The organism is Stakelama marina (genome assembly GCF_018122655.1).
GTDB classification, from domain to species: domain Bacteria; phylum Pseudomonadota; class Alphaproteobacteria; order Sphingomonadales; family Sphingomonadaceae; genus Sphingomonas; species Sphingomonas marina.
In genome coordinates this window covers 192,558-213,638 of the sequence record NZ_JAGRQC010000001.1, presented here as the reverse complement: position 1 = coordinate 213,638, position 21,081 = coordinate 192,558, and the positions used below count along the sequence as shown (strand labels likewise).

Annotated in this window: 16 protein-coding genes and 1 tRNA gene; 12 read left to right on the top strand and 5 right to left on the bottom strand. The window is 61.4% G+C overall.

The window, feature by feature from the left end; genetic code table 11:
- Position 1 precedes the first annotated feature (1 nt).
- Both J7S20_RS00955 and lepA read right to left on the bottom strand, forming a co-directional pair.
- Positions 2-1,276, bottom strand: a complete 1,275-nt coding sequence (locus J7S20_RS00955; protein ID WP_284052362.1) for a cyclic di-GMP phosphodiesterase — start codon at positions 1,274-1,276, stop codon at positions 2-4.
- 104 nt (positions 1,277-1,380) lie between these two features.
- Positions 1,381-3,174 carry a translation elongation factor 4 gene (lepA, locus tag J7S20_RS00950; protein WP_284052361.1) on the bottom strand — a complete coding sequence of 598 codons (1,794 nt, stop codon included), beginning with the start codon at positions 3,172-3,174 and terminating at the stop codon, positions 1,381-1,383.
- A gap of 122 nt (positions 3,175-3,296) precedes the next feature.
- Between lepA and J7S20_RS00945 the strand changes: the two genes are divergently transcribed.
- The 8 genes from J7S20_RS00945 (at position 3,297) to J7S20_RS00910 (ending at position 12,381) form a co-directional block, all read left to right on the top strand.
- The gene (locus J7S20_RS00945) at positions 3,297-3,695 is read left to right on the top strand and encodes a hypothetical protein (protein WP_284052360.1); all 399 of its coding nucleotides are present in this window, start codon (positions 3,297-3,299) and stop codon (positions 3,693-3,695) included.
- Positions 3,689-5,200 (top strand): methyl-accepting chemotaxis protein, encoded by a 1,512-nt coding sequence (locus J7S20_RS00940; protein ID WP_284052359.1) that lies wholly within the window; start codon positions 3,689-3,691, stop codon positions 5,198-5,200. The genes J7S20_RS00945 and J7S20_RS00940 overlap by 7 nt, the downstream gene beginning before the upstream one ends.
- Before the next feature lie 69 nt (positions 5,201-5,269).
- Positions 5,270-6,565, top strand: coding sequence for an FAD-dependent oxidoreductase (locus J7S20_RS00935; RefSeq protein WP_284052358.1), 1,296 nt, complete (start codon positions 5,270-5,272; stop codon positions 6,563-6,565).
- 114 nt (positions 6,566-6,679) lie between these two features.
- Positions 6,680-6,756 (top strand) — tRNA-Pro (locus J7S20_RS00930).
- Positions 6,757-7,005: 249 nt separating this feature from the next.
- On the top strand, positions 7,006-8,871 hold the full coding sequence (locus J7S20_RS00925; RefSeq protein ID WP_284052357.1) for a site-specific integrase: 1,866 nt from the start codon (positions 7,006-7,008) through the stop codon (positions 8,869-8,871).
- Positions 8,872-8,983: 112 nt separating this feature from the next.
- Positions 8,984-9,292, top strand: coding sequence for a hypothetical protein (locus J7S20_RS00920; RefSeq protein ID WP_284052356.1), 309 nt, complete (start codon positions 8,984-8,986; stop codon positions 9,290-9,292).
- 248 nt (positions 9,293-9,540) lie between these two features.
- Positions 9,541-10,227 carry a DNA-binding protein gene (locus J7S20_RS00915; protein WP_284052355.1) on the top strand — a complete coding sequence of 229 codons (687 nt, stop codon included), beginning with the start codon at positions 9,541-9,543 and terminating at the stop codon, positions 10,225-10,227.
- A gap of 231 nt (positions 10,228-10,458) precedes the next feature.
- A complete protein-coding gene (locus tag J7S20_RS00910) occupies positions 10,459-12,381 on the top strand; it encodes a plasmid recombination protein (protein WP_284052354.1) in 1,923 nt (640 codons plus the stop codon).
- 88 nt (positions 12,382-12,469) lie between these two features.
- Here J7S20_RS00910 and J7S20_RS00905 read toward each other — a convergent pair whose 3' ends face one another.
- The 3 genes from J7S20_RS00905 to J7S20_RS00895 form a co-directional block, all read right to left on the bottom strand.
- Entirely contained in the window at positions 12,470-13,348 is an 879-nt protein-coding gene (locus tag J7S20_RS00905) for a hypothetical protein (protein WP_284052353.1), read from the bottom strand.
- Between the two features lie 55 nt (positions 13,349-13,403).
- Positions 13,404-13,940: a hypothetical protein gene (locus tag J7S20_RS00900; protein WP_284052352.1), complete on the bottom strand. Its 537-nt coding sequence runs from the start codon at positions 13,938-13,940 to the stop codon at positions 13,404-13,406.
- Positions 13,941-14,051: 111 nt separating this feature from the next.
- The gene (locus tag J7S20_RS00895) at positions 14,052-14,933 is read right to left on the bottom strand and encodes a 3'-5' exonuclease (protein ID WP_284052351.1); all 882 of its coding nucleotides are present in this window, start codon (positions 14,931-14,933) and stop codon (positions 14,052-14,054) included.
- Between the two features lie 231 nt (positions 14,934-15,164).
- On the opposite strand from J7S20_RS00895, the gene J7S20_RS00890 reads away from it, so the two are divergent.
- From J7S20_RS00890 to J7S20_RS00875, 4 genes are read left to right on the top strand one after another with little or no spacing between them, the layout of a single operon-like run.
- The gene (locus J7S20_RS00890; RefSeq protein WP_284052350.1) at positions 15,165-15,770 is read left to right on the top strand and encodes a hypothetical protein; all 606 of its coding nucleotides are present in this window, start codon (positions 15,165-15,167) and stop codon (positions 15,768-15,770) included.
- A gap of 3 nt (positions 15,771-15,773) precedes the next feature.
- Positions 15,774-16,865: a helix-turn-helix domain-containing protein gene (locus J7S20_RS00885; RefSeq protein ID WP_284052349.1), complete on the top strand. Its 1,092-nt coding sequence runs from the start codon at positions 15,774-15,776 to the stop codon at positions 16,863-16,865.
- A gap of 17 nt (positions 16,866-16,882) precedes the next feature.
- Positions 16,883-18,406 (top strand): site-specific DNA-methyltransferase, encoded by a 1,524-nt coding sequence (locus J7S20_RS00880; RefSeq protein ID WP_284052348.1) that lies wholly within the window; start codon positions 16,883-16,885, stop codon positions 18,404-18,406.
- Entirely contained in the window at positions 18,406-20,994 is a 2,589-nt protein-coding gene (locus J7S20_RS00875) for a DEAD/DEAH box helicase (RefSeq protein WP_284052347.1), read from the top strand. The genes J7S20_RS00880 and J7S20_RS00875 overlap by 1 nt, the downstream gene beginning before the upstream one ends.
- Positions 20,995-21,081 lie beyond the last annotated feature (87 nt).

Sequence of the window (21,081 nt, the reverse complement as noted above, 5' to 3'; positions counted from 1 at the left end):
TTCAGGCTGCTCTATGCGTCGTGCGGCTTGCCTGGGTCAAGGCGGTGTCGCGCAGCGTCTCCCAATCGTCGAAGCCCCAATCGGCGGGATCTTCGGCGCACAGGATACGCTCGAACACCGCATCGACACGGCGCGTCTGAACGATGGTCCTACGTCGGTCGCTGACGCGGAAGAAACTGCTGACGACCGGACAGGTAAAGTCGTCGTCACGTTCCTCAACCACGATCGCGAGCAGGCCCGAGTTCAAACGTACCAGCGTACCGACCGGATAGATTCCGATGCTCTGGATGAACACCGACAGGATATCCTCGTCGAACTGACCCTCGCAAAGCCGCATCTGCGCCAGCGCTTCGGGCGGCTTCCAAGCGTTCTTGTAGGGCCTGTCGGATGTGGTCGCATCGTACACGTCGCAGATGGCGGCCATTCTGGAATAGATGCTGATGTCGTTGCCCTTCAGGCCGAAGGGATATCCGCTGCCATCCACCCGCTCGTGATGATGACGGCTTACATCGAGCGCGATATCGGGCACGCCGTTGCTACGCTGCAGCACCCGATACCCGCGCTCTGTGTGGCGCTTGACCACTTCGAACTCCGAATCGGTAAGCGGCCCCGCCTTTCTGAGGATCGTGTCGGGGACCGTCGTCTTTCCGACATCGTGGAGCATACCGGCCATGCCGATGTCTCGGATCAGCTTTTCATCGAGCTTGAGGTGGCGCGCCAGATTGATCATCAGCGCGCACACCGCCACCGAGTGCATATAGGTATATTCGTCTTTGGACTTCAGACGCGCGAGATTGATGAGTGCAGAAGGGTTTCGGACCACCGAATGCGCAATGTCATCGACCAGCGCACCCACCCTTTCGGCATCCACCGCCCTGCCGAGCCGCACCTCGGCGAACATGCGCTTCACCTCGCGCTTGGATCTCAGCACGAGCTGCGACGCGTGCTCATAATCCTGTTCCTGACCCGAAGGACGCTGCACAGCAGATGCGGGCTCCGCGGTTCGCGCTTTTGCAGGCATCGGAGGTGACGCAGGCTTTGCAGGAGCTTGCGACGAGTGCCCGCGCGGTGCCGAGCCCGTCTCCGGGCCGACATCAGCCCCCTTTTCAACGTCGATGACGACTGCCGTGACGCTGCTGTCCCTGATCTTGGCAAGATCGCGGTCGGCGGTAAGCAGGAAACCGGTGCGCCAGAAGGGATGGTCGAACCAGGACCCATCGAACGAGTCGATGTACATCCCGAGCGTTACCTGATCCGTTCGAATGTGTTTCAGCATCCCCTGCAAACCCGATCGAAGCCCGTGCGGAACCGGGCGCATTACGGCGATTCGCTATTCGTACTCGGGATACCGTTAAATAAGCGTAGCTTTGTCGACGCTCGCTAGCTGTCGTCGCCCATGCGCAGCGCGGCGATGAAAGCCTCCTGCGGGATGCTGACATTGCCATATTCGCGCATCCGCTTCTTGCCTTCCTTCTGCTTTTCCAGAAGCTTGCGCTTGCGCGTGATGTCGCCGCCATAGCATTTCGCGGTAACGTCCTTTCTGAGCGCCGCGATCGTCTCGCGCGCGATCACCTTGCCGCCGATCGCCGCCTGGATCGGCACCTTGAACATGTGGCGCGGGATCAGATCCTTCAGCCGCTCGCACATGTGCCGCCCGCGCGCTTCGGCCTGGCTGCGGTGGACGATCATCGACAGGGCGTCGACCGGCTCGTTGTTGACGAGGATGTTCATCTTGACGAGGTCGCCCTCGCGATACCCGATCTGCTCGTAATCGAAGCTTGCATAGCCGCGCGTGATCGATTTCAGCCGGTCGTAGAAGTCGAACACGACCTCGTTGAGCGGCAGTTCATAGGTCACCTGCGCGCGCCCTGCGACATAGGTCAGGTTCTGCTGGATGCCGCGCCGGTCCTGGCAAAGCTTGAGGATCGGGCCGAGATATTCGTCGGGAACGTAGATCACCGCCTTGATCCACGGCTCGGCGATCGTCTCGACCTTGTTGGGCTCGGGCATGTCGGCGGGGTTGTGGAGCTCGACATGCCCGGCGCCGTGGGTCAGCTCGATATGATAGACCACGCTCGGCGCGGTCGTGATCAGATCGAGGTCGTATTCGCGGGTCAGCCGTTCCTGGATGATCTCGAGGTGGAGCAGCCCGAGGAAGCCGCAGCGGAAGCCGAAACCCAGCGCCGCGCTGGTTTCCATTTCAAAAGTGAACGAGGCGTCGTTCAGCCGCAGCTTGCCGATCGAATCGCGCAGCTTTTCGAAATCGTTGGCGTCGACCGGGAACAGGCCGCAGAACACCACCGACTGCACTTCCTTGAACCCCGGCAGCGCCTTGTCGGCGGGCTTCCGGGCGTCGGTGATCGTGTCGCCGACCGCGGTCTGCGCGACTTCCTTAATCTGCGCGGTGATGAAGCCGATCTCGCCTGCGCCGAGCTCTTCGAGCTGGGTCAGCTTGGGTCGGAAACAGCCAACGCGGTCGACGAGATGCGTCGTACCAGCCTGCATGAACTTGATCTGCTGGCCCTTTTTCAGCGTCCCTTCCATCACGCGGACGAGAATGACGACCCCCAGATACGGGTCGTACCAGCTATCGACGAGCATTGCCTTCAGCGGCGCGTCGCGGTCGCCGGTCGGCGGCGGGATGCGGTCGACAATGGCGTCGAGCACTTCCTCGATACCGATTCCCGACTTGGCCGAGGTCAGAACCGCGTTCGACGCATCGAGGCCGATAATGTCCTCAATCTCTGCCTTCACCTTGTCGGTGTCCGCGGCCGGCAGGTCGATCTTGTTGATGACGGGCACGATCTCGTGGTCGTGCTCGATCGACTGATAGACGTTCGCCAGCGTCTGCGCCTCGACACCCTGCGCGGCATCGACGACAAGCAGCGCGCCTTCGCACGCCGCGAGGCTGCGCGAGACTTCATAGGCGAAGTCGACATGGCCCGGCGTGTCCATCAGGTTGAGCGTACAGCCCTTCCATTCGAGCCGCACGGTCTGCGCCTTGATGGTGATGCCGCGTTCGCGCTCGATATCCATATTGTCGAGCACCTGCTGCTGCATCTCACGCTCGGTCAGGCCACCGGTGCGCTGGATCAGACGGTCGGCGAGCGTCGACTTGCCGTGGTCGATATGCGCGATGATCGAGAAATTGCGGATTTTTGAGAGTTCGGTCACGTCAGACTGGCCATTTTGGGAATCCCGACCGCTTAGCAACGCGTGCGCAAAATTCCAGACAAGATTGCGCAGGTCGTCGGCTTCGTCGCCTGCCCCGGCGTCGCGGATGGGTGGTGTCGGCTATGTACCCCACCGGACCCAGCCGGCAACCATTTGTTATCGTTAACCACCATTTTACCGCTGTTCGGCAGATGGCAGCCATGGATTTGCCCGCCAAAGATCGATCCGACAATCGCATATTCTGGTCGCAGACCTTGCTTGTGCTGGGCGTGCTGGCGCTGGTTTCGTTGATGCCGCCACCGCGCGGCCCGATGCTGATCATATCGCTGCGCGGCCAGAGCGCGGATCAGATGGCGGGCTGGGCCGTCCATCAACGCGCGCTTCCCATCGACACCGGGCCGATCCCGGGCTCTCTCGTCGTCGATGGCGAGCGAAACAAACTTCTCGGCATCGCCGCCGAACAGGGTGCGATCATCATAACAGCTGCGGCCGCAGGCTGTGGGAGGCCCACTGCATGGTAGAAGACCATCCTTTGCTGCCACTGCGGAAATCGGGCCTGAAAGCGATCACCGCCTTTATCTGGGCCAATGTCGCTGCGATCGGTCCGGTAGGCTGGTACCTCGGGCATGGCGACGTACTGATCGGCGTGCTGATCGGCGCGATCGTCGCATTGCTGCCGACCTACTGCTACCTCAAGCAGCGGATCGACGCAGGCGTCCGGGCGATGCTCGGGCTTTCCGTCATCGCCTATCCGATCCTGTTCGTCTGGCTGTTCCACGGCGATCCCTGGCAGATCGACATGCACATGTATTTCTTCGTGTGCTTCTCGCTGCTGGTGCTGTTGTGCGACATTCGCTCGCTGATGGTCGCTGCGACGGTCACGCTTCTCCATCATCTGATCTTCTTCCTCGTCATGCCGGAATGGGTATTTCCCGGCTCCGGAAGCATCGCGCGCGTGTTGCTGCACGGATTTCTGGTCGCGTGCGAGGTCGCTATCCTCGCATCTTCGGTCCGCCTGATTACCCAACTCTACTTCACCAATGAACGCGCGCGAAAGGAGGCCGACGCCGCGCGTGAGGCCGCAGAGCGCGCCCTTGCACGCAGTCGCGATGCCGAACAGCGCGCCGAACGCGAGCGCACCGAACGCGAAGCCGCAGAGGCAACGTTGCAGGCCGCGACCAACGACCGTCGCCGCGAAATCGCCGCCGCGATCGACGCTGGTGTCGGCGCACTCACCAAGGATCTGCGCCGCATGGCGGAAGAACTGGCGACCCACGGAACGACGCTGACCGGCATTTCGGAGTCGGTGGTCTCTCAGGCGCTCGATGTCCGGCGTTCCTCCGAACGGTCGGTATCAGCCATTGCCAGCGTGGCGGTGAATGCCGACCAGCTAAGCGATTCGATCCGCCTGGTCGGCGACAATGCACGCGACGCGCAGGATGTCGCCACCCACACCGCCGATGCGATCCGCAAGCTCGCGCCGAGCGTCAGCGCACTCTCCGACGAAGTGGCGAGCGCGCGCGACATCCTCGCGCTCGTCAGCGAGATCGCCGGTCAGAGCAACCTGCTGGCGCTGAATGCGACGATCGAAGCCGCACGCAGCGGCGAGGCCGGTCACGGCTTCGCCGTCGTCGCCGGCGAAATGAAGCAGATGGCGCAAGCGACGAGCCGGGCCGCGGAGCAGATTTCAGGAAAGCTCGCCGCAATTACCGGCGCAGCCGAAGCGTTTCGAAACGAAATAGCGACCACCACTGCGCAGGTCGGCAGGATCACCGAAAGCAGCACCGCGATTGCCAGCGCGGTGGAGCAGCAGCGCATCGCGACCGACGCCATTGCCGAAGGGGCCGACGATGTCCGGTCGAACGTCACCGGAACCGATCAGCGCAGCCTTGCGCTCAACGACGTCGCCACCGAAAACAGCACGATCGCCACGCGCACGACCGAACTGGCGAGGCAGCTCGACCGGCAGGCGCGCGACCTGAACGAAAGCATGGACGCGCTCCTCCAGAGCCTTCGCGCCGCCTGACCGCCGCTAGCCACTTCTGTCCGGTCGATTTCGCCGCTAGCCTCGCTTTCGGAGCGAGAGGAGCAAGCAATGCGGCAGATCGCCATTATCGGATCGGGGCCGGCCGGCTATTACACCGCCGAAGCGGCGCAGAAGCAGTTCGGCGAGGATGTGCATGTCGATGTGATCGACCGCCTTCCCGTGCCTTTCGGCCTGATTCGATCGGGCGTCGCGCCCGACCATCAGTCGATCAAGGGGGTGTCGCGTCGATATGAAAAGGTGGCGCTGACCGACAATGTCCGCTTCGTCGGAAATGTGACGGTCGGCACCGATATCTCGGTCGATGAACTTCTCGGCATGTATGACGCCATCGTTCTCGCCACCGGCGCACCGGACGACCGCTCGCTCGACATCCCCGGTGCAAACCTGCCCGGCGTGGTCGGGTCGGCGGCGTTCGTAGGCTGGTACAACGGCCATCCCGATTTCGCCGAGCTGGATCCACCGCTCCACGGTCCCGGTGCGGTCGTCATCGGCAATGGCAATGTCGCGCTCGACGTCGCGCGCGTCCTCGCCAAGGCGCAGGATGAATTTGTCGGCTCCGACATCGTCAACCACGCGCTCGAGGCGCTTCACGATGCACGGATCGACACGATCACCATCCTCGGGCGGCGAGGGCCGCACCAGATCGCGATGACCCCCAAGGAACTCGGCGAACTCGGTCAACTGGTCCGCGCCATGCCGGTCGTCGATCCGGCCGATCTGCCGCCAGAAACGGCGGACGAGTCGCTCGATCCGGGACAGCGCAAATCGGTGGCACACCTGCGCGACTTTGCGGGCGAGCATCGGGACAAACCCATCCGCATCGTCTTCGATTTCTTCGCTCGCCCCGTCGCGATAGAAGGCGATGGCCGGGCCGACCGCGTGGTCGTCGAACGCACCGAGCTGGACGAGAGCGGTCGTGCGGTCGGCACCGGCGAGACCTATTCGGTCCCGGCCGGACTGGTGGTCAGTTGCATCGGCTACCGCACCTCGCCGATTGCCGGTGTGCCATTCGACGAACGCGGTGGCCGTTTTGCGAATGAGGATGGGCGAATCGGCCCCGGCCTGTATGCGGTCGGCTGGGCACGGCGCGGGCCCACCGGCACGATCGGCACCAATCGCCCCGATGGTTTCGACATCGTGGAAAAAATCGCCGGGGACATCGGAGAAGGGGCAGACAAGCCCGGTCGCCCCGCGCTCGACCGGCTGATCGCCGATCGCAGTCTGGAAGCGGTGACCTTTCGCGACTGGCAGCGCATCGACACCGCCGAAATTTCCCGCGCACGCGAAGGATCGCCGCGCGAAAAATTCACGTCGGTTGAAGACCTGCTGCGCGCACGCGAATAAACCTTCGCCATCGGTCACGAGAGTGCTTGCACCCTCCCCCACTCCCCGGTATAGGCGCGCCTCCAAGCTCAAGCCGGTTCGCTTCCCGAAGCGCTTTTGTGAACCGGACTCCGTCGGGGAGTAGCTCAGCCTGGTAGAGCACTGTGTTCGGGACGCAGGGGCCGGAGGTTCGAATCCTCTCTCCCCGACCACTTTATCGCAAAAAGCAAATGATTTCCGCCTTTTAGCATGCGCCTCGCGGCGTGCTGGTCACACGACCAGTACACATACGCGTGGCACATGCGGGAAGGTAATGACCTATGTGCCGCATACCCTATACCCGCCGCGTCAACGGCCGGTATGTCTTCCGCCGCCGCGTACATTTCCGAAATCTTATCTCTCGGCCCCTACCGATTGCGCTGCGAACTGCCGATCCTGCGGTGGCTCGCCAGCGTTCGGCGATGCTGTCGGCGCGTTTCGTGGCGGTAAAGGCGAACGTAAAAGCGATGTTGGAAACCGGCCGGACACTCACCGGCATCGAAATCGAAACCTTGTTTCGGCGTGAGCTCGAAACCGAGCTTCAGCGCAACATCCATGACGCGTATGAAAACGCGCCCTGGTCGTCGTCGGTCGCCGAAGCTGCAGTGCCGCTCGCCGAAGCATATCGTATCGCCAGGCGTCCCGACCATCCTCGCCAGCTCAGCGAGGCTGATCGCGAGGCGCTTCGCGACCGCGGGCTCAGCGCCGATCTCGATCAGATCGAAGAATATTTACGCGAATTCTGCCACGAAATCGGCGACGAAGCCGTGCGTGCTCGGCTCGCGGCGATAAATGCCCCGACAACAGACCCGGTGGTGCATACGGCACGAATGCATTTGCTTCGCGCCCGAGCCGCGGCGTGGCTGCGGACCACGCGGGTGTTCGATGACGACGTCATGGAAGCGGCGAATCCGCTCGCGGCGCTGATGGGTGAAGACTATGAGCCACCGGCATCTGCGATATCTTCGCCGGTGCCAGCCAGTACCGCGCTCGAAAGGGACTGCCAGTTCGCGATCTATGACGATCGTCGCTTCGGCGACGTGATCGAGGAAATCCTGGCGCAACTGAAAAGCGAGGGCGTCTGGAAGGGCGACCTCACGCAGCAGCGCCGCATCATGCAGACGTTCAGCTGGATCACGGGCAACCGCGCATTGGGCTCCTACGACCACCGCGACGTTGCAGCATTCAAGCAGGGTTTGCTTCGCCTGCCGAAATCGTTTCGGTTCGGCACCCCGACAGCAGGCGCGATGGCGCGGCCGTTCGCCGATATCGTCGCCGAGCTTCCCGTGGTTGCGCCCGATCAGCGTCGCAACATGAAAACGGTCAATCGCGACCTATCGACGATGAGCACGGTGGCCAAGCATCTCGCCCAGACCGCGTGGCGGCCTCGCGTTTCCGGCGCGACGGTGATGGATTTCAGCAGCGCGACGGTCGCGATCAAGGAGAGCGACAGCACCGGCCTTCGCCCGCCATGGACCACCAAGCACTTGGAAGCGCTTTTCAGATCGCCACTTTATCTGGGCGGTGGTGGCGTGAAGCGACGCCTGAAAGCCGGCGAACCCGTTGCGCGCGTGTGGCATGACGCGGCCTATTTTGCACCACTGCTCTGGTATTACCATCACACCTGTCGTGAAGAGATGTGCGGTCTTGAGGTTGCCGATATCACGATCGACGCGCCCGTCCCGCACTTTGAAATTCGCGATAACGTCACCCGTGGTCGCGATGGCGACAAGGCTGGCGAGAAGCGCGCCGCCCGTCGCCGGAAGTTGCCTATCCATCCCGAGCTGATCAGGCTTGGTTTTCTCGACTATGTGAAGGCGGTCCAGGCCGAAGGGCACCAGGAGCTTTTTCCGGAACTTTACCTGTTCAAAGCCAAACGCGGCGGCGCACAATTTTATGACCGGGCGTGGCGCTACATGGTCGAATGGATCGGCGACCGCATGGCACTACCGCGCAACGATGCGGGAAAGATTGCTGATATCCACTCGATCCGGGCGCTCGGCAGCAGCTTCTACGAAGTCGACGGTGTCAACGAAATTCTCCGCGCGGACGTCATGGGGCACGCCCGCACGGGCACCAACGCAAAGCACTATTCGAAGCGCATCCAGACGGAAGGCCTCGACGTGGTTCTTGCCGAACGGCTGGCGTTCATCCAGCGCTATGTTCCGATTATAACTGCCGACATTCGGGCTGCTCCGATCCGCTTGCTTCCGCTCGACCAGCGATCTCGCGTCGGATCTGGACGTTATCGTCGTATCCGAAGCGATGCGGGGAAACTGCGCTCCTGACGAATAGGACAGGCTTGCCGGGCACGAAATTAATTTTGACAAACGCGCGTGCCGATAAGAATATTTTCCTGTTTGCTTGGCGAAAATAGCTGGCGCCAATATAATGTGGCGCATGGAACTGTCCGCCCAACTTCGCGATACGCAGTGCGCTGGCGAGGCACCGAATGATAATTCGGTGTGTATCGCCATCGGTACTTTGCTCGCGGCCGTGGCGCGGATGTTCAAAGCGCGCGAGGATAGAATGCGCGGCGGACCGGGCATTGATCGCGTTATCAAGTCGATCATCGCCTTCTTCTCGCTGATCGATCTCGTTGTACGCGCACAGCAGCGCACCTTGCGCGCTCATTCTGTTACCAAGAGCCGCGTCACGCGCCTGATACGACACTTCAGTCATCCGCCCTCCCGCTGGGCGGCCCCGTAACTCGCCCATCATCGGTTTAATTTTGCGCGACCTCGGAAACCCGACCGTGCTTCGATGATGATGCGAGGGTGGACCCGGCAACGGCTAATCAAGCTTTGGCTGCCGACTAGTAGAAATCATCTGCCTCGCAAATAGCGAGTAACTCACATGATGAGATTCGATACTGCTGGCCGTAGCGGCCCAGACCAAGTGTACGTACGCCTTGGTGTACGTACAGCGCTGTACACGTTCGTACAGGAGTACGCGCGATGAACAGCCCAAAGATAAAGTTCGTCGAATTCGACGAAGTCAACGATGCGGTGAGCGAATTGCTGGAAGCGGGATGCCCAGTGGAAGACATTTCCTTGCGAAAAATTCGGGAGGCGATGGGCGATCGCGGAAGTCTGCAGACTATCAGCAAGTATTTCGCCGCCATCAAATCAAGGTTGGAGCGTGGCGAAAAGTTGGACGCGTCGCATCTGACCGACACCGATATGGACGCGCTCAAGAACGTCGTCGGCGACATAGTCAACCGCCGCTCGTGGGCGGCGCGATCGGAGAAGGAGGCGGCTGACCGAGCGGCAGCGGAATTGACGCAACGCCACGAAGCCGAACTCGCGATCAAGAACGAGATCATCGAAGATTTCGAACATCAGGTGGCGGCGATGGAAGAGGGCATCGCAACCCAGACGTGTGAGATCGAAGAGCGCAGACAGCAAGTCATGCGGCTCGAGGGCATGATCCAAGCCCTACAGGCGACGATTGCGACGCTCTCTCATTTGAATATCCGATCGTCGGAGCAGAATACCAATGTCGGCGACGGTGCAACGTCCGGCAGCGAGCCGGGAGAGCACTCCCCGGGCGAAGCGGGTCGAGAAACGCGCGGCAGTGCTGCTGCCCGTCGGCTCGTTGAAGGCATCGACGAAGACAATGTCGATGCCGACGATGAGAGCTGAGCCAACTGTGCGCTGCCGTCTCGCGGCAGCGCACCTTTTCCCCACCCTCTTCTTCCGCATTTCGCACGGCGCGAAATGCACGGCCCGCAGCGTTGAGCGCAGGGCCGTTCGGGGGTCGAGGGGGCGGAGCCCCATCGCTCACTGCGGAATTAGGCACTAATTCCGCGAAGTGAGTCCACCCAATTACCGAATTGGGTCTTTTGCGCCGCCGGGCGCGATGAGGACTGACCGATGTCTCATAGCAATGAAACGCCTGCGGGCAAGAACTACGCAATCATGCGGGTCGAGCGGATTTACGACCTTGGCGAGATGCGCCGCGTCGAGCAGCACAACACGCGCGAGCGGCTTAGCGAAAATGTAGAGGTCGGCGGGCCGGAGCCGCGTGAACTGCTGGCAGACGGCCCGCCCGATGTGCTGGACCGTGCACACGAGCGGATGGCCGAATGTGGACTTGATCTTGGCGCGGTCAATGGAGCGGTCGGTGTCGAAGTCGTGCTCACTACCTCGCATGCTTGGTGGCTCACCGCGACCGAGCAGGTGAAAGAGGACTGGGTGGACGCCAACATGACGTGGCTGGCCACGAAATTTGGTCGGGCACTGTTGTCGGCGAAGCTACACGAAGACGAGAAGACCCCCCATATTCATGCCGTCGCGCTGGCGGCGGTGTGCAAGGTCGACGGCGTCCGTGGTCCCAAGCCCAAGACCGAGGAAGGTTGGGCGCGACGTCGCGAAGAGGAAGCAAGGCGCAGACCTCGCTGGCGCTGGAACTACCGCGACCTGTTCGGCAAAGACAACGACCAACTGTCACTCGAGCAGGATCGATATCACGAAGCTGTTGCACACCTCGGCCTTGAACGCGGCGAACGCGGTCAGGAGATTCCCGATCTCGAGATAGCCGATGGTGTGATTGTTCCCGCAGGAAGGTTGTCACGCGGAAAAAGGCGCGACGGAACGAACCGACCGCGCAAGCGCATTACGACGAAACAATATCAGGCGGGCGCACGGGAGGCCCGGGCTCTTGCTGCTGAACAGCTAAAGCTGGCGAATGAAGATCGCGAAGCTGCGGCCGCCGCGCGTATCGAAGCGGAGAAGAATGCTGCTTCCCATGCGAGGGAAATGGCCGAGCTGAAAGCGGCGACGGAAGCCGATCGCGCTGCGGCCGAGCGGCTTCGCGCGGAACTCCAGGCCGCGACAAAAGCGGCGAAAGACGACGAAGAAAATGCTGCCACCAACGCTCGCGCCCAGGCGCAGGCACGGCGGCGGGCCGAGGCCGAGCTCGCCGCCGCGGAAGAGGACCGCGCCGCTGCGGCCGCCGCGAACCGTAACTTCAACGAGCGTCGCGCGCTGCACGCGGCGCAATTGGCGCTGCTGGCCAAGGCGGCCGATGACGAAAATGGCCTCGACCTTCGCCCTGGTAGTGAGACCTTCGTAATGCGCACCGCTCGAATGACCGACGATGAACGCGCCGTAAATAGCAAACCGTGGTCGCCGGTGCTCATTGCTGCCGCACGCGCAATCGCAACCGCGCTCGAGCAACTACGGTTGCTAGCTCGCCGCCTGACGGCACGAGAAACGGAGGTCGGTCAAAGAGAGGAAGCGGTCAGAAATAAGGAGTTGAAGCTGGAGCAGGAGCGCTCCGATCACGAACGTCAGGTTGCTGGTCTCGAGCGCCGTCGCGTTACAATCGAAGCCGATGAGGCCCGTGCCGAAGCGACCGCAAAGGCTGCTGCGGAAACGCTAGCGTCCGCTCGGGCGACGGAGGCGAATGCCGACGCTGCGCTGTCTGCCCACCGCAAATGGCTGAAGGTAATAACAGCGCTCGAGCGTCATTCGGACTGGATCGAGGTCGAAGGCGACGACCGGATGCGCTTACTTTCGGATGTCAAACAGTCGGCGCAGCAGGAACTGGTCGCAACGTTTGATGAACCCGCACCGCGGTGGGCGGTGTCGCTCGTGCGCCAGAGAAAAGGGCTGGTCGAAGCGCTGAAACGCGCCGATGAACGAGAACGGCAGGCAGCTTACGCCACGGAGCGGCTAACCGATATGATCAAGGACGTTGATCAGGCTCTGACACCGAAGCAGCGGACCGAGATCATGAACGCAACTCGTGTTGCGCGACAGCTCGGCGTCCTGCCGGACGACTTCGACCGGTGAGGAAGCCGCGCTTATGAAGCGCGACACTGTAATCTTTCTGAAAAAAGAAAAAGGGAGCACCAGCCCTGTGCAGGTGCCCCTTTTCCGGTCACGCCGCGCCCTGCTCCAGCCACGGCGCAATCGCAGCGGCGTCGTTTGCCGCCTTTGCGCACTGTTCGGCGAACCGTCGATCACGGCGCATCTGGAGTTCAGCCACATAGGCGCGAGCCGGCATCAGCTCGATGATCTGTCGCAGCAGCCTATCCTCAACGACATCCACGCCGGCGCGACCGTCAAGCAGTTGCCGCCATCGCGCCAGCAGGAGCAATTCGCTCACACAGTCGACCTCGCAGATCTCGCGCACCATCTGCCACTCGCCGGCTTCGATCAGTTTTGCGGTGGCGGCCGGCTTGGCAACGATTTTGCCAGGCAAATCCATCGCCGCCAGAAGCTCGGTCTGATGGATCGGCTTCATCTTAAAACCGCCGGTAAAGACTCGCATCAGGTCAAGGTGGCGCGCTGTGTTGGCACCGCCGAAGGACATCCATTTCCAGCCGGCCGGAAGGGTCAGCCCGTGACGGGCGCAGCCGGCAATCAGGAGCGGAACGTCGTGCATGGCGCCTCCCCACGAAACCAGCTCGGCATCCGCGCCTGCATCGGCCAATTCCTTTAGAACACCGACCAACACCGCAGTTTCATCTTGCTCCGGTGCCGAGTATGTAACGAAGCGAGTGACGTCGAGACCGCCCTCAGCGTGCTCGCGCGCAACGAGGATCGAAGCGGTGACGATGGTTTGAAAAACCCACCTTGGCGTTTGCAAAGGGTCCTCGCCGCGCGTGTAATGTGGCCGACTGGGTCGACCGTTATCGCTGGGCACCCAGCGTTCCATCTGCTGGTATCGACGATGGCCGGCGTGATCGAGCACGGCCGACTCGAGATCGAGTACGACCCAGCAGCGCGGGCCGCGCTTTTCGGTTTCGGTGATCATGATGTTCTCCAGTAAGGATGAAGACGGCAGGCGCCGACGCGCCTGCCGTCGCGGTTCAGGCGAAGCGAACGAGGGTTTCGGTGGCTGCTTCCGGCTCGATGGAAACGTCACCCGGTAGGACGTGGCGGTTGTTGGCGAGAAGATCGTCATCCATTCCCGCAGCCGCATTCTTGATCCGCTGCAGCGCGAGCTTTCGTCCCTTCGCGATGTTCTTGGGCTTGCCCTGCGTCCGTACCATGGTACCGCGCTGGTCGATGCCGAACTTTTCGTCGCCGCGGGTGCTGACGAGTACGATCGGTTCATCGTCGTTTGCAGCCCACGGAACGAGGCTGTCGACGATGTCGATCGTCAGAAGTTCTCGAAAAGCGATGCTGAAGCCGCTGGTTGTGCGGGCCGTGGCGCTATTCCAGCCGGAATAGACGATGTCCTTGCCAAGCATCTGCGCGATCCGGGCCAGTTCCATACCAACCTCGGTGTCCATGGGTGCCCCGGACGACCAGCCGATGCAGTCGTTGGCAGGTTTGAAAGCGGGCCAGCCCATCTGTTGACGAAGGGCGAGCATGAAGTTTTGGTGATAGACAGTCATTTCCATTGGTTCGGTCCTTTGCTTGACGGCCGTATGGCCGGAGCTTTTCCCCACTGCGGGGTCGCTCGCTTTTTCATTTCAGGAGGACGGCGGCGTGCGGTCGCACGCCGCCCAGGATCAACGATGGCGTTCGCGCCAGGTCATCGGAAGCATCCGAGGCACCGGACCGCTCGCCGCGATGTGTTCGCGAAACCAGCGCTCTTCCTTGGCGCAATCGCATTCATCGATTTCGCACCACCAGACGCGGTGACGTGGGTCCCACCTGTAACCGCGCGCCTTGAGCAGCCCGCGGAGATGATAGGGCGCGTTGGTCGCTTCGAAGCGCGTCGACGACTTCGCGGCGTGTGCAAGCAGCTCGCCTAATACTGTGCCGCCATGCGTCAGTCGGTGGGAAAGCACGTGGATTAGGCTGATCACGTCCGCCATCGCCCTGTGCGCCGAGTTAAACCATCGACACTGCATCAGCAGGTGGCCGAGCTTCCGACCGTCGAAGCCTGTTCCGAGCCAGTCGAAGTCCTCCATGGAGCAGGCCCATGGCTCACCCGCGAGGCCCGGCATGAGATTTTCGATGAAGGCGATGTCGAAGGCAGCGGAGTGCGCCACCCTGACATCCGCGCTGGCCAGCAGCCGTTCGAGCCGATCCAGGTCTATGGTCCTGCCGCAAACATCTTCATCCGTGATGCCGGTGAGCATGGTGATGTGCGGCGGGATCGGCATGCCCGGGTCGCGTAGCGCCTGCCCTGCTTGCGCGACGCCGACGATCTCGCCGGCTTCATCAACTTCGAGGACGACGACGGCGATGTCGATAATCTCGTCCGTCAGCGGATCGGTGCCAGTCGTTTCCGTATCAACGACCGCGATCCGGCGGACCGGACCTTCGCCACGCGGTTGAAGGGGAAATTTGTCCAGCGTCGAAACCCGGCGCAGGATGCGGACGTCCGGGTTGTCTTCGTCGCCTCGGCTTAGCGTTCCGGTCATAAGGTGGTGGGATTCGTGCATGCTCGTTCTCCTTTGATCAGACCGAGCGCAGCGAGGCTTTTCCCCTCTGCTTCTTCGGTCAAGGAGCACGGCGTGCGACCGGGCCTTTTCCTATTGCGGCTTAACCGACGCCGTCGTCAGCGCTTGACAGACGTTACATTTTACGATCTCATATGAGAGTTGAAATTGTAACAGGTGCAGCCGATGGAATGCGCGATCTGGTTTGATTCGAACGATGTTCGTCGGCGGCTCTTGGCGCTCGGCCTGACTTTTGAGGAGTGCATGAGCGTCGTCAACGCGATGGTCGCCGCTTTCAACGGTTGCACGGATAATGATCCTCCGACCGCGGCTGGATGGGACGCATGGCGTTTCGGCACCCGGACATTTCGTGATGTGAAACGATCGCAAGGGTGGGAGAAAGACGATCAGGACAATCTATCGACAATTGTCCATCCGGACCGCGCTTTCCGCATCGCGGTGGTAAATACCAATGAGGCAACCGGCATGCGTGACGCGCAGCCGAAGAACAAGTCCGCGAAGGGGAATGGTGCCGAACGCGCGGTTCGCCTCAACCGCGAGCCGCCGCTGCCGATCCCCGAGTTTCTGAAGGAATACGAAGATGCGCTCGCGGCCGCGGCCCGGTCCGACGCCCCTATATGGTATTTGTGTGTTCATATCAGCAGCGACGCAGTCCGAGCCGAACTGTCATTTCCGACGACGGTCGAAGCGGGCTATCTGTGCAATTGGCGCGAGCGAATCATTCTCGTCGACCAGAACGGGCCGGTGTGCGACGTCCGCGGACGTGATGATGACGATTACGGCCCCGACTTCGACATTCCGGTCCGTCGCAAGAGGTAAGTCATGTTTAATCCCGCGAGGCTCAGTCTCGCGCGACATCGTGCCGGGCTGAGCAAAAGCCAGCTGGCCGAAGCCGCGCGGGTGAGTAGGCCTGCCCTTCACCGTTATGAAACCGGCGCTACGGAACCGGCCGAAGATATCACAGACCGCATCGCTAATGTGCTCGGTTATCCGGCCGCTTTCTTCTACGGCGAGACCGTCGATCACCCTCCGCGGGACGCCGCGAGCTTCCGTTCGATGTCTCACATGCTCGCAGCCGATCGCGACGCTGCACTTGCGGCGGGATCACTTGCGTTCATGCTGAGCGACTGGGTGGAAAATTTGTTCGATCTTCCGCCTGTTGACCTGCATGACCTGAGTGACGAACGAACGCCCGATCACGCAGCGCGAGCACTCCGAGAACTTTGGGGATTAGGTGAGAAGCCGATCCGGAACATGGTTCACTTGCTCGAAGCGAAGGGCGTCCGGGTGTTCTCGCTGGTAGAGGAAACTCGGTCAGTTGATGCATTCTCGGTCTGGCGGTCGAATAAGCCCTACATTTTCCTCAACACCGTCAAGACTGCGGAGCACAGCCGCTTCGACGCGGCACATGAGCTCGGGCACCTTGTCTTGCACAAGCATGGTGGCCCCGGCGGACGGGCTGCGGAAGACGAGGCCAACCGATTCGCGTCTTCATTTCTGATGCCGTCGGCGGATGTCAGAGCGCGCATGCCCATCGTGCGCGGACTGAATCATATTATTGCTGAGAAGGCTCGATGGAAAGTTTCGGTGGCGGCGCTCAATTACCGTCTCCGGCAGCTTGGCATCACGACCGAATGGGAAAATCGGCAACTGTGTATCCAGATTGCCCGTAACGGATATCGCACTACAGAACCCCAAGGGATCGAACGTGAGATGTCCGTTGTATGGGAAAAAGTGTTCGGCGGACTGCGAAATGAGCGAATAACGAAACACGACATTTCTGCAGCATTGCATATTCCTGCCACAGAAATTGATAAGATTGTCTTTGGTCTAACGCGAATGATGAGTATCGAGGGTGGACGCCAAGGTTTCGCCAGTAGCGCTCGAGGCAAGTTGTCGCTGGTGTCCGGCTAATTATATTTGGGGGCTAAGTGCCGATACTGGACTGGATGACGCGCGGTAAAGATGTGCGCGCGGCGGCGGATGTGCCGTGTCGGCTGCTCGAGGCGGTGCCATCGCTCGACGGGGGCGATGCGGATACTGGCAACATGCTTATTCAGGGCGACAACCTCGACGCGCTGAAGTCGCTGCTTCCCTATTACAAGGGCGCGGTGAAGTGCATCTATATCGACCCACCCTACAACACGCGTTCTGCCTTCGAACATTACGATGACAATCTGGAGCACAGCCAGTGGCTCGCGATGATCTATCCGCGCTTGGTGATGCTGCGCGACCTGCTCGCTGAGGATGGCAGTATATGGGTGTCGATCGACGACAATGAGGGGCACTACCTCAAAGTCATCATGGACGAGGTATTTGGTCGGCGAAACTTTATCTCAAATGTAATTTGGCAGAAAATATACACGGTTAAGAATTCTGCACGTCACCTATCTGAAATGCATGATCACATCCTCGTATATTCGAAGGATGTCGATAGTTGGTCAATCAATCTTTTACCTAGATCAAAAGAATTGAATGCTAGCTATACGAATCCGGATGCAGATCCGAGGGGGCCTTGGACAACTAATGCTGTTCAGGCGCGAAATTTCTATGGCGCTGGCACTTATGAAATCACGTCGCCGGAGGGGAGGTCGTTTATGCCGCCTTCTGGAACCTACTGGCGCGTTTCAAAAGAAACCTTCGATCGGCTAAATTCTGAGGGCCGCGTGTGGTGGGGTCGAGACGGCTCGTCCATTCCTCGTATCAAACGCTATCTATCCGAAGTTAAGCAGGGAGTGGTTCCAGCGTCGATGTGGTTCCACTCAGAAGCTGGACAGAACGCGCAGGCTAAAGCCGAGGTGCGGTCTTTACTTGATGATGCTCCAGTATTCGGCACACCCAAACCCGAGAAGTTGATGGAGCGTATTCTTGTGCTCGCTTCGAACCCCGGCGACCTCGTTCTCGACAGCTTCCTCGGTTCCGGCACAACGGCTGCCGTCGCCCACAAGATGGGTAGGCGCTGGATCGGCATCGAAATGGGCGATCATGCCGAAACGCACTGCAAGCCTCGCCTCGATAAGGTGATTGCGGGCGAACAGGGCGGCGTGTCCGAGGCGGTCGGCTGGACCGGCGGTGGCGGCTATCGTTTCTATCGCCTTGGCGCAGCCGTATTCGACGCCGATGGGCATATCGCCGATGGCATCGCCTTCGCGACGCTGGCCGCGCATGTATGGTTCAGCGAGACGGGTACGCCGTTTACCGGCGCGGGCGACACGCCGATGCTAGGGATGCATGACGGCATGGCTTATGCCCTGCTCTACAACGGCATTCTCGGTGACCGCTCGGTCAGCGGCGGCAACGTACTGACAGCTCCGCTGCTCTCGCGGCTGCGCGACGAGAGCGGCTGGGATGGGCCGATGACGGTCTATGGTGAATGGAGCAAGCTGGGCGCGGCGCGGCTGAAGGAAGGGGGCGTGACGTTCAAGCAGACGCCCTATGATGTGAGGGCGCGCTGATGGAACTGAAGGATTATCAACTGCGCGCGCTCGATGCGCTGCGCACCTTCCTCGATCAGGCTGCGATCCGCGATCATGCCCAGGCCTATGCTGCCGCTTGCGCGATCGGTGAACCGGGTGCCTATGGTGCGGCTTATCGCCCGCTCGCCGGGCTGCCGGACGTACCGTATTGCTGCCTGCGCCTGCCGACCGGCGGCGGCAAGACGCTGCTCGCCTCGCACGCGATCGGCGTGGGGCGCGATACCTATCTGAACCGGCGCTTCCCGGTTGTGTTATGGCTGGTCACCTCGACCACCATCGCCGAACAAACGCTGGGCGCGCTCGAAAAGGTCGGCCATCCCTATCGTCAGGCGCTCGAGGCGACTTTCGGCGGCGCGGTGCGCGTCTACGGCATCGACGAACGGCGCCAGCTGCGACCGCAAGACATGGCGGATGCGGCGACGGTGATCGTATCGACCGTGCAGGCGTTCCGCGTGCGCAATGCCGAAGATCGCAATGTGTATCTTGATGACGAGGAACTGGAGCCTCACTTCGCCGCACTTCCAGATGGTGCGGATGTCGCGCGGCACGAGGATGGTCCCCGCAGGGGCAAGCCGATTGCCAGCTTTGCCAACCTGATGAAGCTACATCGTCCGCTGGTAATCGTCGACGAGGCACACAACTTCACTTCGACACTGTCCGGCGAGACGATTGGCAGGATCGCACCCGCCGCCGTAGTGGAGTTCACGGCGACCCCTAAGCGCTCCAACGTCATTGTTTCGGCAACCGCTGCCGAGCTGAAGGCGGCGGACATGATCAAGCTGCCGATCCACCTTTCTCAGCATGGTAGCTGGCAGTCGGCGATCGCGCATGCGGTCGATAACCGAGCATGGCTCGAAGGCATCGCCGCCAGAGACGCCGGCGGCATCCGCCCGATCGCGCTTTACCAGGCACAGCCCGCCCGCGAGGGCGCCGAGGCGACGGTCGATGTGGTGAAGCGCCACCTGATCGAAGATTGCCGCATCCCGGAAGACCGCATTGCGGTGGCGACCGGCAACCAGCGCGAGCTGGACGGCATCGATCTGTTCAACCCGGCCTGCACGATCGAGCACGTCATCACCGTCGACGCGCTGAAGGAAGGCTGGGACTGTTCCTTCGCCTATGTGTTCTGTTCGCTCGCCAGCATCCGTAGCGGCGGCGCCGTGGAGCAGTTGCTGGGCCGCGTGCTGCGCATGCCGTTCGCAACTCGGCGTTCATCGGAAGAATTGAACCGCGCCTATGCGCACGTGTCGGAACGCAACTTCTTCGAGGCGGCGGAAGGACTGAAGGACCGACTGACCCATATGGGCTTCGACGAGCGTACGGCGCTGGAAGCCATCGTCGAGCAGCCCGAGACCTTCGAGTGGCGCGAGGACCAGTCGTTGTTCACCCGACCCGAACTGCCGGTGCTGCGTGTGCAGGAACGGCCCGACCAGAGTGGTTGGACGCCCGAAATGGTCGCCGCAACCCGGATTGCCGATGGCGGTGATGGTGGCGTCGCGATCACCTTCGACACCGATGCACCTGACCAGGTATTGCGCGACGTCGCGGCCGCGGTCACGACGCCCGAGACAACGCCGATAACAGCTGTGGAGGCGTTCATCGCGCGCCGCGCGGAGACGCTGTCGCCGGCTGAGCACGGCGCCGTGCTGACGCTGCCGCGCCTCGCGATCGAACGCGACGGCCAGCTTGAGATCGTATTTCCCGAAACACTTGTCGATGTCGGTGGATGGGACTTAAGCCAGGTCGACACGGGCCTTCCCGGCTTCGCGTTGACCGAGCGGCCAGACACTTTCGAGATGGATATCGAAGGCGATCAGGTTGTCTACAGCCGTATTGATGCCGCTACGGAGCTTGCGTTGGATGATGCGACGGACTGGGACGTGGCAGCGCTGTCTCGCTGGCTCGACCGAACCACACGTCAGCGCGACGTCGCCCAGCCGATCTTTCTCGAATATTGCCGCAGGGTCGTCGAAGACGTCGTCGAGCGTATCCCGCTACCGCAGCTGGTGCGCGGGAAGTTCGCTTTGCGGAGGGCGATCAAGGCGCGGATAGCGCAGCTACGCCGCGCGGCAGGTGCTCGCGGTGTGCAGCTGTTGATGACGGACATCGCCCCGGTGCTCGCGCTGGGCGAGAACGGGTTCAGCTTCTCGAAAGCGGGCTATGATCCGCGCACGCCGTACTCCGGCTCCTGGCGTCCGCGGAAGCACCTATTCTCGCAGGTTGGTGACCTGAAGCATGGCGGTGAGGAATTTCACGCAGCGATGGCGATCGATGACCACGACGCGATCAAGTTTTGGGTCCGGAATGTGGACCGCACCGCGTGGTCCTATTCGCTGCCGACCTCGACCGACCTTTTTTATCCGGATTTCGTCGCGGAGCTACGGGATGGTCGGAAACTGATCGTCGAATACAAAGGAGCGGACCGTACCGACAACGCCGATAGCCGCGAGAAGAGGAACATAGGTGCGCGACTGCAGGAGGTGAGCAAAGGATCACTCATCTTCCTGTGGGCGGAGAAAGAACGCGGCGGCGGTGTTGCCCAACAGATAGACACTGCAGTCGGCTAATTTCAACGTTAAGAGAACCGGCAAGCTGTAGGCGCTCCCGCTTCCCATGCGCCTCACGGAACCCAATATTCGGCTAATTCTTAAATC

What these genes read in the sequence shown, in the direction of transcription:
- J7S20_RS00955 (WP_284052362.1), bottom strand. Translation starts at nt 1,276, where the DNA reads ATGCTGAAACACATTCGAACGGATCAGGTAACGCTCGGGATGTACATC.
- J7S20_RS00945 (WP_284052360.1), top strand. Translation starts at nt 3,297, where the DNA reads ATGTACCCCACCGGACCCAGCCGGCAACCATTTGTTATCGTTAACCAC.
- J7S20_RS00940 (WP_284052359.1), top strand. Translation starts at nt 3,689, where the DNA reads ATGGTAGAAGACCATCCTTTGCTGCCACTGCGGAAATCGGGCCTGAAA.
- J7S20_RS00935 (WP_284052358.1), top strand. Translation starts at nt 5,270, where the DNA reads ATGCGGCAGATCGCCATTATCGGATCGGGGCCGGCCGGCTATTACACC.
- J7S20_RS00925 (WP_284052357.1), top strand. Translation starts at nt 7,006, where the DNA reads ATGCTGTCGGCGCGTTTCGTGGCGGTAAAGGCGAACGTAAAAGCGATG.
- J7S20_RS00920 (WP_284052356.1), top strand. Translation starts at nt 8,984, where the DNA reads ATGGAACTGTCCGCCCAACTTCGCGATACGCAGTGCGCTGGCGAGGCA.
- J7S20_RS00915 (WP_284052355.1), top strand. Translation starts at nt 9,541, where the DNA reads ATGAACAGCCCAAAGATAAAGTTCGTCGAATTCGACGAAGTCAACGAT.
- J7S20_RS00910 (WP_284052354.1), top strand. Translation starts at nt 10,459, where the DNA reads ATGTCTCATAGCAATGAAACGCCTGCGGGCAAGAACTACGCAATCATG.
- J7S20_RS00905 (WP_284052353.1), bottom strand. Translation starts at nt 13,348, where the DNA reads ATGATCACCGAAACCGAAAAGCGCGGCCCGCGCTGCTGGGTCGTACTC.
- J7S20_RS00900 (WP_284052352.1), bottom strand. Translation starts at nt 13,940, where the DNA reads ATGGAAATGACTGTCTATCACCAAAACTTCATGCTCGCCCTTCGTCAA.
- J7S20_RS00895 (WP_284052351.1), bottom strand. Translation starts at nt 14,933, where the DNA reads ATGCACGAATCCCACCACCTTATGACCGGAACGCTAAGCCGAGGCGAC.
- J7S20_RS00885 (WP_284052349.1), top strand. Translation starts at nt 15,774, where the DNA reads ATGTTTAATCCCGCGAGGCTCAGTCTCGCGCGACATCGTGCCGGGCTG.
- J7S20_RS00875 (WP_284052347.1), top strand. Translation starts at nt 18,406, where the DNA reads ATGGAACTGAAGGATTATCAACTGCGCGCGCTCGATGCGCTGCGCACC.